This is a genomic window from Lentzea sp. NPDC102401 (assembly GCF_044765805.1).
Lineage (GTDB): Bacteria > Actinomycetota > Actinomycetes > Mycobacteriales > Pseudonocardiaceae > Lentzea > Lentzea sokolovensis.
On record NZ_JBIWKS010000010.1, the window covers coordinates 245216 to 258374 of the forward strand.

Genomic DNA, 13159 nt, shown 5'->3' on the forward strand with positions numbered 1-13159 from the left:
CGGGGTCAGCGAACAGGCGACGGCAGTTAGGCTTCCCGGGTGCTGATCGCCGACCGCTATGAGATCGACGACCTGCCGCTGGGGCGGGGTGGCATGGGTGCCGTGCACAAGGGGCGGGACCTGCGCCTGGATCGCCGGGTCGCGGTCAAGCTGCTGCGCCTGCCCGGCAGCGACGACGAGGTGGCGCAACGGTTCGCGCGCGAAGCGAGGATCGTCGCCAAGCTGGAGCACCCAGGAGTGCCCGTCCTGTACGACTTCGGGACGTACGAACAGCGCCTGTTCCAGGTCATGCAGTTCGTCGACGGCGTCACGGTCGCCGATCTGGTCGGCGAGTTCGGTCCGCTGCCCGAGGCGTGGGCCGCGAACATCGCCGCGCAGACCGCCGCGGTCCTGGCCGCCGCGCACGAACGCGGCATCTGCCACCGGGATCTCAAGCCCACCAACCTGATGCTGTGCCCGGACGGCGCGGTGAAGGTGCTGGACTTCGGGCTCGCGCTGTTGCGGGAGAGCGACGTCGCGCCGTTCAGCCGGGCCGGCCAGATCCTCGGCACGCCCTCGTACATGGCGCCGGAGCAGATTCAGCGCGGGATCGCCGAGCCGCGCAGCGACCTGTACGCGCTGGGGTGCGTGCTGCACGAGATGCTGACGGGCGACCAACTCTTCACGGGGCCGACGGCGTACGCGGTGTTCGACAAGCACGTCAAGGAGCCGCCACCGCGGCTGCCCGGCGCGCTCGACCCGGTGGTGCAGCGGTTGCTGGCCAAGGACCCCGGCGGGCGGCCGGCGACGGCGCTGGAGGTTTTCGAGGATCTGCAAGGGTTTGCGCAGGATCCGCCGGCGTTGCCCGGGTTCGTGCGGGACGGGTCGACGGCGATGTACTCGAGTGTGCAGGTCAGGCCGGGATTCGGTTCACCTCGTGATCGCCGGTCGCCCACAGGTGCTGCACCGCGTACGCCCGCCACGGTCGCCACGCCTCCGAGCGCCTGACCAGCGCCGCCGGCGTCGACGGCAGCCCCAGGGCCTCCGCGGCCAGACGGATGCCGAGGTCAGTCGGCAGGAACGCGTCGGGATCGCCCAAAGAGCGCATCAGGATCGACTCGACGGTCCACGGGCCGAAGCCGGGCAACGACGAAAGCCATTCGCGCGCAACGGTTCGGTCCGCTCCGGGCGACAGGTCCAAACCGGACTCGAGTGCATCGAGCAACGCGGCCATCGTGCGGCGGCGGGACTCGGGCATCGCCAGCTCGCCGACGTCGAACGACAGCGGGAACAGGAACAGGTCGCCCACCGGCGTTCCATGAGCCGCAACGAGGCGTGCGGCGTGCGTGCGCGCGGCCTTCGTCGAGACCTGCTGACCCAGTACGGCGCGAATAGCGAACTCCGCACCATCCACCGTGCGCGGTACACGGCGGCCGGGCGCGGCGGAAACCAGCGGCGCCAAAAGCGGATCCGCGGACAGCGCCGCATCGACCACGAATGGATCGGCGTCGAGGTCCAGCAGAAACCGGCAAAGGTCTAGAGCACTGGCCAAATCGCGAGAATCGGACAGTTCCAGCGTGCAGGCGACGTGCTCCGGGAACGGCTGCAATGCGACGATCCCGAATCCGCAAGGAAGTCGCAAGGTCCGCCGGTAGACACCGCCTCGCCACTCCTCCACGCCGGGCACGGCGGTGGCGATGAGGTGGCCGAACAGGTTGTCGGGACACAGAGGTGCTTGAAAGTGCAAGTGTTCCGAGAACGTGTCGAGCTGCATGTCCACCAGCATGACGCCATTCCAAGCGAGACGCTGGCGGGAAAGCGACATCATTCCGGACGGGGCCAACCGGGTGACCTGCTTCGCGGCGCGAAATTCCGTGGCTAGGCTGGCCTTCGCGCCGTGGCAGCAGTTGTCAGATTCAGCATGGAAGGGCGGCGTCGCGTGCGATGAGAGCGGCTTGGACGCGGTTGTCGCACCGAAGTTTCGTCAGCAGTCGGCTGACGTGGGCCTTGATCGCCCCTTCCGAGAGGTACATGAGCCTAGCGATGCGCGCGTTCGCCATGCCCTGCGCCAGATACACCAGCACTTCCTGCTCGCGCCGCGTGAGCAGGCCGATGCGGCTGCGTGCGGCGTCACGGCGTTCCGAGTCGGCGCCGGTGAAGTGGTCGATCAACGCACGCGTTGCGGACGGTGAGAGGATCGCTTCTCCTGCTGCCACGGCACACACGGCGTTCACGAGCGCGTCGGGTTCGCCGCTCTTGAACAGGAATCCCGCCGCGCCGGCCCGCAATGCGGGAAAGAGCATCTCCTCGGTCTGCCGGGTGCACAGCATGATCACCTGGGTACCGGGCACGTGCCTGCGCACCATCCGCACCGCCGCGAGGCCTTCCATACCGGGCATGGAGGCGTCCATCAGCAGCACCTGCGGACGTTGGCGCCGCGCGAGTTCGAGCGCACCGCCGCCGTCACCGGCCTCGCCGACGACCACGACGTTGCCGGCACGCTCCAGCACACCGCGAACTCCCGTGCGGATCAGAACCTCGTCGTCGGCGATGCCAACGGTGATCGTGCGCGGCTTGTCCACCAGTTGCAGACCTGCGCTCGCCCACGAGGTGCTCGTCGTCAACGTCATGCGCACTCCCTGTCAGACCGGACCAGTCTCCAGTTTGTTCCCGAACGAGGGACTCAGGAAGGCAGGCATAACGAGCAGGTTGCGAACCGTCTCGCGCGCACGCAGGCGTAACGGGTTGCACATAACGGCCCACCACTTACGAACTGCGCGAACACCGCACCGAGACAGGAACAGCCTGCCGTTACGGCTTGAGAAGAGGGACTCATGAGCAGCAGCGGACGTTGCGCACTGTGCGACGGCACGATGCCTCCCGCCACCTCCGAGCAACGCAGGTCCTATTGCTCCAACGCGTGCCGCCAACGGGCGTATCGCCGCCGTGCCACCGTTTCCACGACAACGCCTCCCACCAGGCAGAACCTGCGCGTTCTCTCGAACCTGCCCGCGGCGCGCGACACGTTCATCGGCCGTCAGCAGGAGCTGTCGAAACTCGACCAGCTGTTGCGCAGGCATCGTCTCGTTACGCTCGTGGGCAGTGCGGGTGCGGGCAAGACGAGGCTCGCGCTGGAGGCCGCGGGACGGCTGCGGCGCGGGCGAACGGACCGGGTCCTGCTCGTCGCGCTGGGCGAGATCAGCGCTTCCCGAGACGTCGTGCCGGCCCTCGCCGACGCGCTCGGAGTGGCCGCGGAGTCCGACGAACCGTTGCGCGCCACCGTGGTCGAGACGCTCAAGAACATGAAGGCGGTCGTAGTCCTCGACAACTGCGAACACCTCCTCGACACGTGCGCCGAACTCACCGACATGCTGCTGAACCGCTGCCCCGGCGTGCGGGTGCTCGCGACGTCACGCGAAGCCCTGTGGATCACCGGCGAGGTCAGCTTCCACGTCGAGGGTTTACCTGTTCCCTCGACGGATCGGGACCTGGTCACGACGGCGGCGCCGCGCTCAGAGGCCGTGAAGCTGTTCGTGGACAGGGCCCGCGAGCGAAAGCCCGACTTCCGCCTGACCCTCGACAACATCGCCGCGGTCGCGCTGTTGTGCGCACGACTGGAGGGCATGCCGCTCGCGATCGAACTGGCCGCGCGCTGGGTGCAGGTGCTGCCGGTCGCGGACATCTGCGACCGCATGGACGAGCCGCTGGAACTGCTGACGCTGGGCTGCCGCAAGTCGCCGTCGCGCCAGAGTTCGTTGCGTGACGCCATCGACTGGAGCTACCAGCTGTTGCAGCCGGACGAGCAGTTCGCGCTGCGGCGGCTCTCGGTGTTCGACGGCGGCTTCGACCTGACCGCGGCCACCGAGGTCTGCTCGTCGGAACGCTCCGCGGAACCGGTGCTGGACGTGCTGTCCCGGCTGCAGGCGAAGTCGTTGCTGACGGCCGTGCCCGGCACGACCCGGTTCCGGCAGCTGGAGTCGGTTCGCCTGCACGCCAGGGAGAAGCTACTGGCGGCCGGCGAGCTGGACATGGCCTACGAGGCGCTGGCCCGCTGGTTCACCGACCTGTCGGACGTGCTGATCACCGCGCCGCTGTCGGTGCCCGCGGACGTGCAGCTCAAGCTCGACAACCACGTCGACAGCCTGCTCGGCACCGTCGAGTGGGCGGCGGATCGTGACGACGAGCGGTTGTTGCTGCTGACCTCCGCACTGGCCGACTGCGCTGCCCGGCGCGGACGGCTGGGCCAGGCGCGCGTGATGCTTCGGGACGCGCTGCGACGACCGTCCACAAGGGACGACTACCGGTGCGTGGCCCTCAACCACGCCGCCCGGTTCGCGGCCGAGCAGGGCGACCACGACGAAGCCGTCGAACTCTCCAGCGAGGCGTCGCGGCTGGTGCCGGACAGCGCGACGGCGTTGGCGATGAGCTGCCGCAGCACGTTGGCGGCCGTGCAGCAGTCGTCCGGCGAGTGGGAGGCGTCGAACGCGAACAGCACCGAGTGCCTGCGGGTCGCGGAGTTGCTGGGCGAGCCTCTCGCCCGTGCGGCGTGCTTGGTAGACCTCGCGCGCACGGCGTTGTCGTTGGGCAAGCACGAACGCGCCGAGAAGAACGTCATGAAGGCGTTGCCGATCTCGCGCGCGTCGGGCATGCCCGCGCGCATTGCCTCCGCACTGACCACGCGAGGCGCCGTCGCGTTGGTGCAGGGCGACCTGGACGAGGCGACGCACGCCTTCCAGGAGGCGTTGCGGATGGACGGCATCAACCCGTTGACCGCCCCCGACGCCCTGGAAGGCCTGGCCGTGGTCGCCGTGACGCGCGGTCAGGCTGAGCGCGCGCTACGGATCGAGGCGACGGGACGCGCGCTCAGGCGGTCTGTCGGCGTGGTGCCGAACCCGTTCTGGGCGGAGAAGGTCGCCGTGGCCATGCGCACCGCACGGCTGATGCTGTCCGTCGCGCGCGCAGAGGCGGCCTCTACGCCGTTGACCGCCGCGGAGACCGAGGCGTTCATCCAGGACGAAGTGTGGCTCGATCGCACGGAGGCCGCGTTCGACTCGCTGGACGACCACGAACGGCGCGTGATCGCGTTGCTCGCGACGGGACTGACGAACCAGCAGATCGCGAACCGGTTGAACGTGTCGCTGCGGACGGTGGCCTCGCGGCTGCAGCGCCTGCGGGACAAGCTCGGGCTGCAGAGCCGCGAGGACATCGCGGCCTGGGGAGCGGAACGCGCTATCGGCTGAGCGCGTACACGTTCACCCACAACTGGCAGATCTCCTTGGCCGCGACACGGGCATCGGACGCCGTGCAGGCCGCCAGTTTCAACACGTCGGCGTCGCGGGCCGTGGTGGCGTTGGGAATCGCGAGCACGGTCATGCCCGCCGCGTGCGCCGAGCGGATGCCCGACGCCGAGTCCTCGACCGCGAGGACGTTCACGGGGTCGAGGCCGAGCTTGCGGGCGGCGAGCAGGTACGGGTCGGGCGCGGGCTTGCCGTTCGCGACGTCGTCGCCCGTCACGATCGCCTCGACGTGCCTGCGCAGTCCGGACGCCGACGCGGCCGCCCTGACGTACCGCCGCGGCGACGCCGACACCAGCCCGACCGGGCCGAGTTCGGCCGCCAGGGCAACGAGTTCCGCGGCACCGGGCAGCATCCCGAACGTGCCACGCGCGATCGCGTCCACCATGCCGTCCACGCACTCCGACGCGGCGCGTTCCGGCGTGAGGCCGTGGCACCGTTCGGCGAGGTAGGCAGTCCAGCTCGCCGTGCTCGTGCCCTGGATCGCCGTCCAGTCGGTGGAGGTCCAGCGGTGGTCGTGGCGGGCCGCGACGGTGCCGATGACCTGGTTCCACGTCGCGGCGCTGTCGACGAGGGTCTCGTCGAGGTCGAAGACGGTCGCGAGCAGAGTCACAGCGCCACCACGCTCTCCGGCACGAACGCCGCGAGCTGCTCGATGGACACCAGCGTCAACCCGTGCTGGTCCGCGAACGCCCTGAGCTGCGGCAACCGCGCAACACTCCCGTCCTCGTCGCACACCTCGCTGATCACCGCGACCGGCGCGAACCCCGCGAGCCGCATCAGTTCGACAGCGGTCTCGGTGTGCCCGCGCCGTTCGGTGAGGCCACCTGCCCTGGCGCGCAACGGGAACACGTGCCCGGGCCGGCGCACGTCCTGCGGGGTGCTCGCCGGATCGGCCAGGACGCGGAGAGTGCGGGCGCGGTCGGCGGCGGAGATGCCGGACTCGATGCCGTTCTTGGCGTCGATCGAGACCGTGTAGGCCGTGCCCTCGGGGTCCTCGTTGTCCTGGACCATCAACGGCAGGCGCATCCGGTCGGCGACCTCGGGGGCCACCGGCGCGCAGATCAGGCCGCTCGTGTGCCGCACGTAGAACGCCAGCGCCTGCGGGGTGGCGTGTTCGGCGGCCATGATCAGGTCGCCTTCGTTCTCGCGGTCCTCGTCGTCGACCACGATCACCGGGCGGCCCGCACGCAGGTCGGCGATGGCTGCCTGGACCGAGTCGGGGCCTGGCTTGCGTTTTGCCTGTTCAGGAACGGTGAGGTGCACGTCCTCATCGTTGGGAACGGGCGGGGGTGACGCTCGGCGGACTAGTCGGTTTGACCCGAAGGTGCGAACTTGCCGAGCTTCACGGAGAGCAGGAACGCGGACCACGAGCCAGAGGTGACAGCGAGGTGGGTGGCAGGAGCCTTGGTGTCACGGATGCCGACGCCACGACCGATCTCAACGCAGTTCTGGGCGTTCGCGCTGTAGCTGCTCTTGCGCCACATGACGGGCGCCTCCTCAGGTCGCTAGCTCGGTGATCCTCTCCCTCGATTGTTCCGCATCCAACGCAACCGCTGCGAGTGATGTCAGCACCTCGCTGTGCGCCTTGACAGCACCCGCGCTCTCGACGATGAGGGTCGAGTTCTCGGTGTCGAGGAAGACAGTGGGCTCATACCTGTCGAACGTCATGAGGTCGAAAGCACCTCCAAGTCCCGCGTGCGCGCCGGTGTCAGTGGGAACGATCCGAACCTCGATGTAGGGCCGCACCAACATCCTCAACAGATGGTGCAGCTGGTCTCGAAGCACGTCACGGCCACCCACGGGGAGTACGAGCACTTGCTCATGGATGTAGAACGTGGACTTGAGCCTCTGCCGGAAGATCTCCTGCATCGCTTGACGAGCAGCCACACGCTGTTCCAGCTCGTCATGGGGCGCGTTCGGGTTCGCGAGGATGACGGCCCGCGTGTAATCAGGCACCTGGAGCAGGCCGGGAAAGACCAGAGGGCACCAACTGGTGAAGACCTTGGCCTTCTGCAGGTGTTCGAACCACGTCCGCGGCAGGATCGGCTGGTGATCGCCGTGCTTCTGCCACCAGTCCTTCATGTCTGTCTCGCGGAACAGCCGCAACAGGTGGTCGCGCTCCTCTGGAACGATTCGGCAGAAGCTGAGCAGGATCGCCAGATCCACCTCTGAGCAGCCACCCTTGCCGTTGAAAAGATCCGAGAGCTTGCCGGGGTCCCAGTCGATCTTCTCGCAGATCTCGCGCGCGGTCATGCCCGTGGCGGACAGGGCACCTCGAACCGCGTCGCCGAACTCCCGCCCACGCGCGGTGGAGAAACGCTTTGGCATGGAACGAAGTTAGGGCCGACCGTCCTCTTTGTGCAGTCGCTCCAGCGAAACTCGACCCGAAGGGCTGTCGTCTCGGAACCCCTCCAATAGTTAACCAACTAGACAGAGACGGGACAACCAGGGCACCTAAACCGTTTTCGGACTGCTCCATTCGAGTGACGGCAGAGGTCTAGACCTTGACCTTCGAGTGGTCTAAACCACATCGTTCCGGTACCCCCTGCGACTGAGGAGACCGATGTCCAAGTTCCGATGGCATCTAGCTGCTCTCTTCGCGGCAGTCGCCGCGATGGTCCTCGGAATCGTCGTCGTGCCCGCTGCTAGCGGTGCCGGTGGCGTTTCCGCCACGTTCTCCAAGGGTTCTGACTGGGGAACTGGCTTCGAGGGCAAGTACACGATCAAGAACAACAGCGCGGCGGCCCTGACGTCGTGGACCGTCGAGTTCACGCTCCCCGCCAACCACAAGGTCACCTCGCTGTGGGACGGCTCGTACACGACGAGCGGCCAGACCGTCACGGTCAAGAACACCTGGAACGGCAGCATCGGTGTCGGCGGGTCGGCGAGCTTCGGCTTCAACGGCTCCTACACCGGCGCGTTCGGTGCGCCGACCAACTGCAAGCTCAACGGTGGCTCGTGTGAGGCCGGCGGGACCAACCCGACGACCACCACCACGACGACCACGACTACGACGACCAGCACCACCACGAGCACGACGACGACCACGTCGAACCCGCCGCTGCCCGGTGGCAAGATCAACCTCGGCTACTTCACCGAGTGGGGCACCTACCCCGCGAAGAACTACCTGCCGAAGAACATCGACACCTCCGGCACGGCCGCCAACATCACGCACATCAACTACTCGTTCGGCAACGTGACCGGCGGCAAGTGCGTGATCGGTGAGTCGTTCCCGGCGATCGAGAAGTCGTACACGGCGGCCGAGTCGGTCGACGGTGTGGCTGACGTGTGGGACGCGCCGGTGCGCGGTGCCTTCAACCAGCTGATCAAGCTGAAGAAGAAGTACCCGCACATCAAGGTCCTGTACTCCTTCGGCGGCTGGACGTGGTCCGGCGGCTTCGCCGATGCGGCGAAGAACCCCGGCGCGTTCGCGGAATCCTGCTACAGCCTGCTCGAGGACCCCCGTTGGGCGAGCCTGTTCGACGGCATCGACATCGACTGGGAGTACCCGAACGCCTGTGGTCTCACCTGCGACACGAGCGGTGCGAACGCCTACTCGAACCTGATGGCGGCGCTGCGCACCAAGTTCGGCCCGAACTACCTGGTCACCTCGGCCATCACGGCGGACGGCACCAACGGCGGCAAGATCGACGCCGCGAACTACGGTGGCGCCGCTGCGTCCGTCGACTGGTTCAACGTCATGACGTACGACTACTTCGGCGCCTGGGCGGCGCAGGGCCCGACGGCTCCGCACTCCGCGCTGACGAACTACAGCGGCATCCCGACCGCTGGCTTCTACTCGGACCTCGCGATCCAGAAGCTGAAGAGCAAGGGCGTTCCGTCGAACAAGCTCCTGCTGGGCATCGGCTTCTACGGCCGCGGCTGGTCCGGCGTGACGCAGGACGCTCCTGGCGGCACGGCGACCGGCCCCGCGCCGGGCATCGAGCCGGGTATCCAGGACTACAAGGTGCTCAAGACGTCGTGCCCGGCCAACGGCACGGTCGCGGGCACGGCCTACGCCAAGTGCGGTGACCAGTGGTGGAGCTACGACACCCCGTCCACCATCACCGGCAAGATGGGTTACGCGAAGACTCAGGGTCTCGGCGGCGCCTTCTTCTGGGAGATGTCCGGAGACACCTCGAACGGTGAGCTCGTCAAAGCGATGAAGAGCGGTCTCAACTAGTTCTTCTCAACGCCGGGAGGGGAGCTGGGTCAACCCAGCTCCCCTTTTGTTTTGCCCAAAAATCAGCAGAACACCTGGTCCAGCAGCCTGCGGTAGCCGTCGCCAGGACTCGCGCCGTCGGCCGCCTCGGTGAGCGACAGTTCGAGGCGCTTGCCGGTCGGCGTGCCGACCATCATCGTCCCGTAGCCGTGGATCTGGCCGTCGTGGCCGTAGACCGTCGTGCCGCAGGGCAACGACGCGACCGCGAGGCCAAGGCCGTAGTCGGGACTCACCGACGACGTCTTCGTCAGTTCCTTCTGCTGCCCGGGTTTGAGCAGCTTTCCGGCCAGCAGGGCCGTCAGGAACGTGTCCAGGTCACGGGTCGTCGAGATCATCTCCCCCGCCGCCCAGCCCCACGACGGGTTGAGCCGCGTGACGTCCACGGGCTTGCCGGACGCATCGGGGTAGTAGCCGTGCGCGTGCGGGCCGGGCACCTCCACCGAGTTCCTCGGCAGCACGGTGTCCTTGAGCCGCAACGGCTTCAGGATCCGCTGCTCGACCGCCTGCTGGAACGGCCTGCCGGTGACCTTCTCGACGAGCAGGCCGGCCACGACGTAGTTCGTGTTGGAGTAGTTCCATCGCGTACCGGGCTCGAAGTCGAGCGGCTTCGACGTCGAAGCCGCGAGAAGCTCCTGCGGCGTCCAGGTCTTGAAGCGGATCGACGGGAAGCCTGCGGGATCGAGCGGCAACGCGTCCGTGTAGTTGTAGAGGCCGCTGGTGTGCTGCAACAACTGCCGGACGGTGATGCGGTCATCCACCAGGCCGGGCAGATGGCGCGACACCGGCGTGTCCAGTTCGACCTTCCCCTCACCCGCGAGTTGCAGCACCACGGTCGACACGAACGGCTTGGTGACGCTGCCGACGCGGAAGGTTCCGTTGTGCGGCACAGGTTTGCGCGAGCCCAGCTCGGCGACGCCCGAACGGACGGTGTCGCGTCCGTTGATCCGCGCCTGGATGCCCAGTGCGCCACCGGACGTCGTGAGCTGGTCGATGATTTCCTGCACGGCCCCCTGCCGGGCCGGTGCCGCGGAGGCGACACCGGCCGTGGCGAGCAGGGTGGCCGCGGTGAGTGCGGCTACCAGTTTCATGATCAGCAGAAGACCTCGGTGAGGAGCTTGTTGAAGGCGCCACCTGGGTTGCCCTCGGTGGGCCCGCTGGTGGCGTTGAGCTCGAAGCGCTTCTTGGAGTCCGGCGTCGTCAGCAGCTGCGACGAGTAGCCGGGGATGCCGCCGCCGTGGCCCCACACCTTGGTGCCGCACGGCAGGGTCTCGACCTGCAGGCCCAGGCCGTACTCGGGGCTCACGGTCGTGGTCTTGCTGATCTCCTGCTGCTGTGCGGGCTTGAGCAGCTTGCCGCTGGACAACGCCGTGACGAACGTGTCCAGGTCACGGGTCGTGGAGATCATTTCGCCGGCTGCCCAGGCGACCGACGGGTTCATCCGGGTGATCTCGCTCGGCTGGCCCTTGACGGTCCAGTAGGCGCGCGCGTGCGGGCCGCTGATGCCGGCCTTGCCGCCGGGCAACTCGGTGTCGTTGAGGTGCAACGGCTTCAGGATCCGCTGCTCGACGGCCTTCTCGTAGGGCCTGCCGGTGATCTTCTCGACCAGCAGGCCGGCGACGACGTAGTTGGTGTTGGAGTAGTTCCACTGCGTGCCGGGCTCGAAGTCGAGCGGCTTGGACGTCGAGAGAGCGAGCAACTCCTGTGGCGACCAGTGCTTGTAGCGGATCTGCTCGAACTCGTCCGGGTTGAGCGGCAACGCGTTGGTGTAGTTGAAGAGTCCGCTCGTGTGCTGCAGGACCTGGCGGACGGTGATGCGGCCGTCGATCAGGCCGGGCAGGTAGCGGACGACCGGGGCGTCCAGGTCGACCTTCCCCTCGCCGGCGATTTGCAGCGTCACCGTCGACACGAACGTCTTGGTGATGCTGCCGACGCGGAACCTGCCGTTCTCCGGCACCGACTTGGTGGTGTTCAGCTCGGCCGTGCCGGAACTGGCGGTGAAGCGCTGCCGTCCGTCCGTGACCCTGGCCTGCACGCCCAGAGCCGCCCCACTCTGCGTGATCTGGTCCAAAGCCTGCTGGACGACCGAGCGGTCGACGTTCGACGTGTCCGCCGACGCGACGCCCACCGTGGTCAGAGCCAGGAGGCTCGTCGCGGTGACTGTGGCTACCAATCGAATCCCCATGGTGACACCCTGTCGAGCCACGGTGTCAGCGCGCATCCACCTTCAGTCGTACGCGCGCCCTAGGGGTGTCCCCTGCTCCGTTCAGCGTCAGTACGGGCGTTTCGCCGCCTTCATGGCCGAAACGAGCATCGGACGCACTTTCGGCCAATGCGCGTCCTTCTGGCACGAGAACGGCGGCAGGAAGCCGCCGCACCTGCCAGAGCCCGCGCCGATCTCCCAGACGAAACTCGGCACGCCGAGGTCGTCGTACACCCAGTCGTCGGTCGCGCCGGACGCGTTGTAGAGCACCTCGCCGGGCTGACCGGCGGTGAACCCGGACAGCGCGGCCATGTCGTTCGCGATCTTGCGCAGGGCCGCGTCGTTGCCGGTCTTCTGCGTGCTCCAGCCCCACGGGAACAGCACGTAGTCGCCGTAGCTGTGCATCGAGATCACGGCGCCGGTCGTGTCGGCGGAGGCGGCCGCGGTGTCGCCGGGTGCACGGGTGTCGCGGTAGAGCTTGCGCCACAACGACTCCAGCGCCTGGACCTCGACCTCGGAGTCGGCGCGCGTGCCGCGGTAGGTCTCGCTGCACTTGTTCGTGGACGAGCCGACCTCGCCCCAGTGCGAGCCGGCGTTGCGGTTGAGGTCGACGCCGCGCGAGCCCGAGGTGCAGGTGCCGTTGGCGTTCTTGCGCTGCAGGACGGGCGAGTCGCCGCCGGACTCGACGATCTCGACGCCGTCCGGGTTGGCGATCGGGACGACCCAGACCTCCAGGTCGGAGAGCATCGCGGTGAGGTCCGAGCCGACCAGGTCGTCGATGAACCGCCACGCCATGTCACCGGTGGTGATTTCACGTGCGTGGAGCTGCCCCATCACGAACAGGCGCGGCTTTGGCGCGGTGGGCGTCAAAGCGCAATCACCTGGGCTTTTCCGCGTTATGCAAATGGCCTTCAGGTCGTATCCGCCGCTGCCCTGGGACTTGCGCCAGGAGTCGCCGTAGTCGACGACCGTGGCGAGATCGGGGTGAGCCTGGGCGACTTCGTCCAGGTGAGCGAACTGCGCGGTGATGGTGCGATAACCGCCGTAATAAGTCGCGTCCGCGAGTGAGCGCGGCGCCCGTTCAGACGGGGGCATCGCCGTCTCGACGGTGGACGGGAAACCGTCCGCGCGGAGCTTCTGCGACGTTCGCGGGTCGCCCACTACGAACAGGTCGTCGCCGTCACGCTGTTCCAACACGTCGTAACCGAGGCGCAACAACCGTTGGGCAGAATCACCCTTGGGCGCCGGCACACGCAGCACGTATGTCGCTTGTGGACCTTCCGCGGGCGCCGGCGCGGGACTCAGCAGCAGGGCAAGGCAGGCGAACAGGGCGACGGCGGTCCTCATGATCAACGATGATCGACCGTTCCGCTGATCACCGCCAGTCCGTTCGACCGACCGGATGATTACCGTCCGGTTCTTGGGACGAAGAAAGCGCCCACTTGGTGCGCTGTGACGAAA

12 protein-coding genes are annotated in these 13159 nt (G+C 67.6%); 3 read left to right on the plus strand and 9 right to left on the minus strand.

Annotation, left to right across the window (positions count from 1 at the left end; translation table 11 throughout):
* Nucleotides 1–39 precede the first annotated feature (39 nt).
* Entirely contained in the window at nt 40–987 is a 948-nt protein-coding gene (locus ACIRG5_RS31640; RefSeq protein WP_402911418.1) for a serine/threonine-protein kinase, read from the plus strand.
* On the opposite strand, the gene ACIRG5_RS31645 is transcribed toward ACIRG5_RS31640, so the two are convergent.
* Together ACIRG5_RS31645 and ACIRG5_RS31650 are read right to left on the minus strand one after the other, a co-directional pair.
* The gene (locus tag ACIRG5_RS31645; RefSeq protein WP_402911420.1) at nt 893–1765 is read right to left on the minus strand and encodes a DNA-3-methyladenine glycosylase family protein; all 873 of its coding nucleotides are present in this window, start codon (nt 1763–1765) and stop codon (nt 893–895) included. The two genes, ACIRG5_RS31640 and ACIRG5_RS31645, sit on opposite strands and share 95 nt — an antisense overlap.
* Before the next feature lie 130 nt (nt 1766–1895).
* The gene (locus ACIRG5_RS31650; RefSeq protein WP_402911423.1) at nt 1896–2609 is read right to left on the minus strand and encodes a response regulator; all 714 of its coding nucleotides are present in this window, start codon (nt 2607–2609) and stop codon (nt 1896–1898) included.
* Nucleotides 2610–2813: 204 nt separating this feature from the next.
* On the opposite strand from ACIRG5_RS31650, the gene ACIRG5_RS31655 reads away from it, so the two are divergent.
* Nucleotides 2814–5219, plus strand: coding sequence for an ATP-binding protein (locus tag ACIRG5_RS31655; RefSeq protein ID WP_402911426.1), 2406 nt, complete (start codon nt 2814–2816; stop codon nt 5217–5219).
* On the opposite strand, the gene ACIRG5_RS31660 is transcribed toward ACIRG5_RS31655, so the two are convergent.
* Genes ACIRG5_RS31660 through ACIRG5_RS31675 form a run of 4 tightly spaced genes read right to left on the minus strand, consistent with a single transcriptional unit; the run spans nt 5209 to nt 7604 of the window.
* Nucleotides 5209–5886, minus strand: a complete 678-nt coding sequence (locus ACIRG5_RS31660; protein ID WP_402911429.1) for an HAD family hydrolase — start codon at nt 5884–5886, stop codon at nt 5209–5211. The genes ACIRG5_RS31655 and ACIRG5_RS31660 overlap by 11 nt on opposite strands.
* On the minus strand, nt 5883–6539 hold the full coding sequence (gene ribB / locus ACIRG5_RS31665) for a 3,4-dihydroxy-2-butanone-4-phosphate synthase (protein ID WP_402911431.1): 657 nt from the start codon (nt 6537–6539) through the stop codon (nt 5883–5885). Before ribB ends, ACIRG5_RS31660 begins: the two co-directional genes overlap by 4 nt.
* A 41-nt stretch (nt 6540–6580) precedes the next feature.
* Nucleotides 6581–6760: a DUF397 domain-containing protein gene (locus ACIRG5_RS31670; RefSeq protein ID WP_402911434.1), complete on the minus strand. Its 180-nt coding sequence runs from the start codon at nt 6758–6760 to the stop codon at nt 6581–6583.
* A gap of 13 nt (nt 6761–6773) precedes the next feature.
* Nucleotides 6774–7604, minus strand: coding sequence for a helix-turn-helix domain-containing protein (locus ACIRG5_RS31675; protein ID WP_402911437.1), 831 nt, complete (start codon nt 7602–7604; stop codon nt 6774–6776).
* A gap of 235 nt (nt 7605–7839) precedes the next feature.
* Here ACIRG5_RS31675 and ACIRG5_RS31680 point away from each other — a divergent pair, with 235 nt between their 5' ends.
* On the plus strand, nt 7840–9459 hold the full coding sequence (locus ACIRG5_RS31680; protein ID WP_402911439.1) for a glycosyl hydrolase family 18 protein: 1620 nt from the start codon (nt 7840–7842) through the stop codon (nt 9457–9459).
* A 62-nt stretch (nt 9460–9521) separates the two neighbouring features.
* On the opposite strand, the gene ACIRG5_RS31685 is transcribed toward ACIRG5_RS31680, so the two are convergent.
* The 3 genes from ACIRG5_RS31685 to ACIRG5_RS31695 all read right to left on the minus strand — a co-directional run bounded on the left by ACIRG5_RS31685 (nt 9522) and on the right by ACIRG5_RS31695 (nt 13045).
* Nucleotides 9522–10586: a serine hydrolase domain-containing protein gene (locus ACIRG5_RS31685; protein ID WP_402911441.1), complete on the minus strand. Its 1065-nt coding sequence runs from the start codon at nt 10584–10586 to the stop codon at nt 9522–9524.
* Between the two features lie 2 nt (nt 10587–10588).
* Nucleotides 10589–11680 (minus strand): serine hydrolase domain-containing protein, encoded by a 1092-nt coding sequence (locus tag ACIRG5_RS31690; RefSeq protein ID WP_402911443.1) that lies wholly within the window; start codon nt 11678–11680, stop codon nt 10589–10591.
* Between the two features lie 87 nt (nt 11681–11767).
* Nucleotides 11768–13045, minus strand: coding sequence for a M14 family zinc carboxypeptidase (locus ACIRG5_RS31695; protein WP_402911446.1), 1278 nt, complete (start codon nt 13043–13045; stop codon nt 11768–11770).
* Nucleotides 13046–13159 lie beyond the last annotated feature (114 nt).

What these genes read in the sequence shown, in the direction of transcription:
- ACIRG5_RS31645 (WP_402911420.1), bottom strand. Translation starts at nt 1,765, where the DNA reads ATGCTGGTGGACATGCAGCTCGACACGTTCTCGGAACACTTGCACTTT.
- ACIRG5_RS31650 (WP_402911423.1), bottom strand. Translation starts at nt 2,609, where the DNA reads ATGACGTTGACGACGAGCACCTCGTGGGCGAGCGCAGGTCTGCAACTG.
- ACIRG5_RS31655 (WP_402911426.1), top strand. Translation starts at nt 2,814, where the DNA reads ATGAGCAGCAGCGGACGTTGCGCACTGTGCGACGGCACGATGCCTCCC.
- ACIRG5_RS31670 (WP_402911434.1), bottom strand. Translation starts at nt 6,760, where the DNA reads ATGTGGCGCAAGAGCAGCTACAGCGCGAACGCCCAGAACTGCGTTGAG.
- ACIRG5_RS31675 (WP_402911437.1), bottom strand. Translation starts at nt 7,604, where the DNA reads ATGCCAAAGCGTTTCTCCACCGCGCGTGGGCGGGAGTTCGGCGACGCG.
- ACIRG5_RS31680 (WP_402911439.1), top strand. Translation starts at nt 7,840, where the DNA reads ATGTCCAAGTTCCGATGGCATCTAGCTGCTCTCTTCGCGGCAGTCGCC.
- ACIRG5_RS31685 (WP_402911441.1), bottom strand. Translation starts at nt 10,586, where the DNA reads ATGAAACTGGTAGCCGCACTCACCGCGGCCACCCTGCTCGCCACGGCC.
- ACIRG5_RS31690 (WP_402911443.1), bottom strand. Translation starts at nt 11,680, where the DNA reads ATGGGGATTCGATTGGTAGCCACAGTCACCGCGACGAGCCTCCTGGCT.
- ACIRG5_RS31695 (WP_402911446.1), bottom strand. Translation starts at nt 13,045, where the DNA reads ATGAGGACCGCCGTCGCCCTGTTCGCCTGCCTTGCCCTGCTGCTGAGT.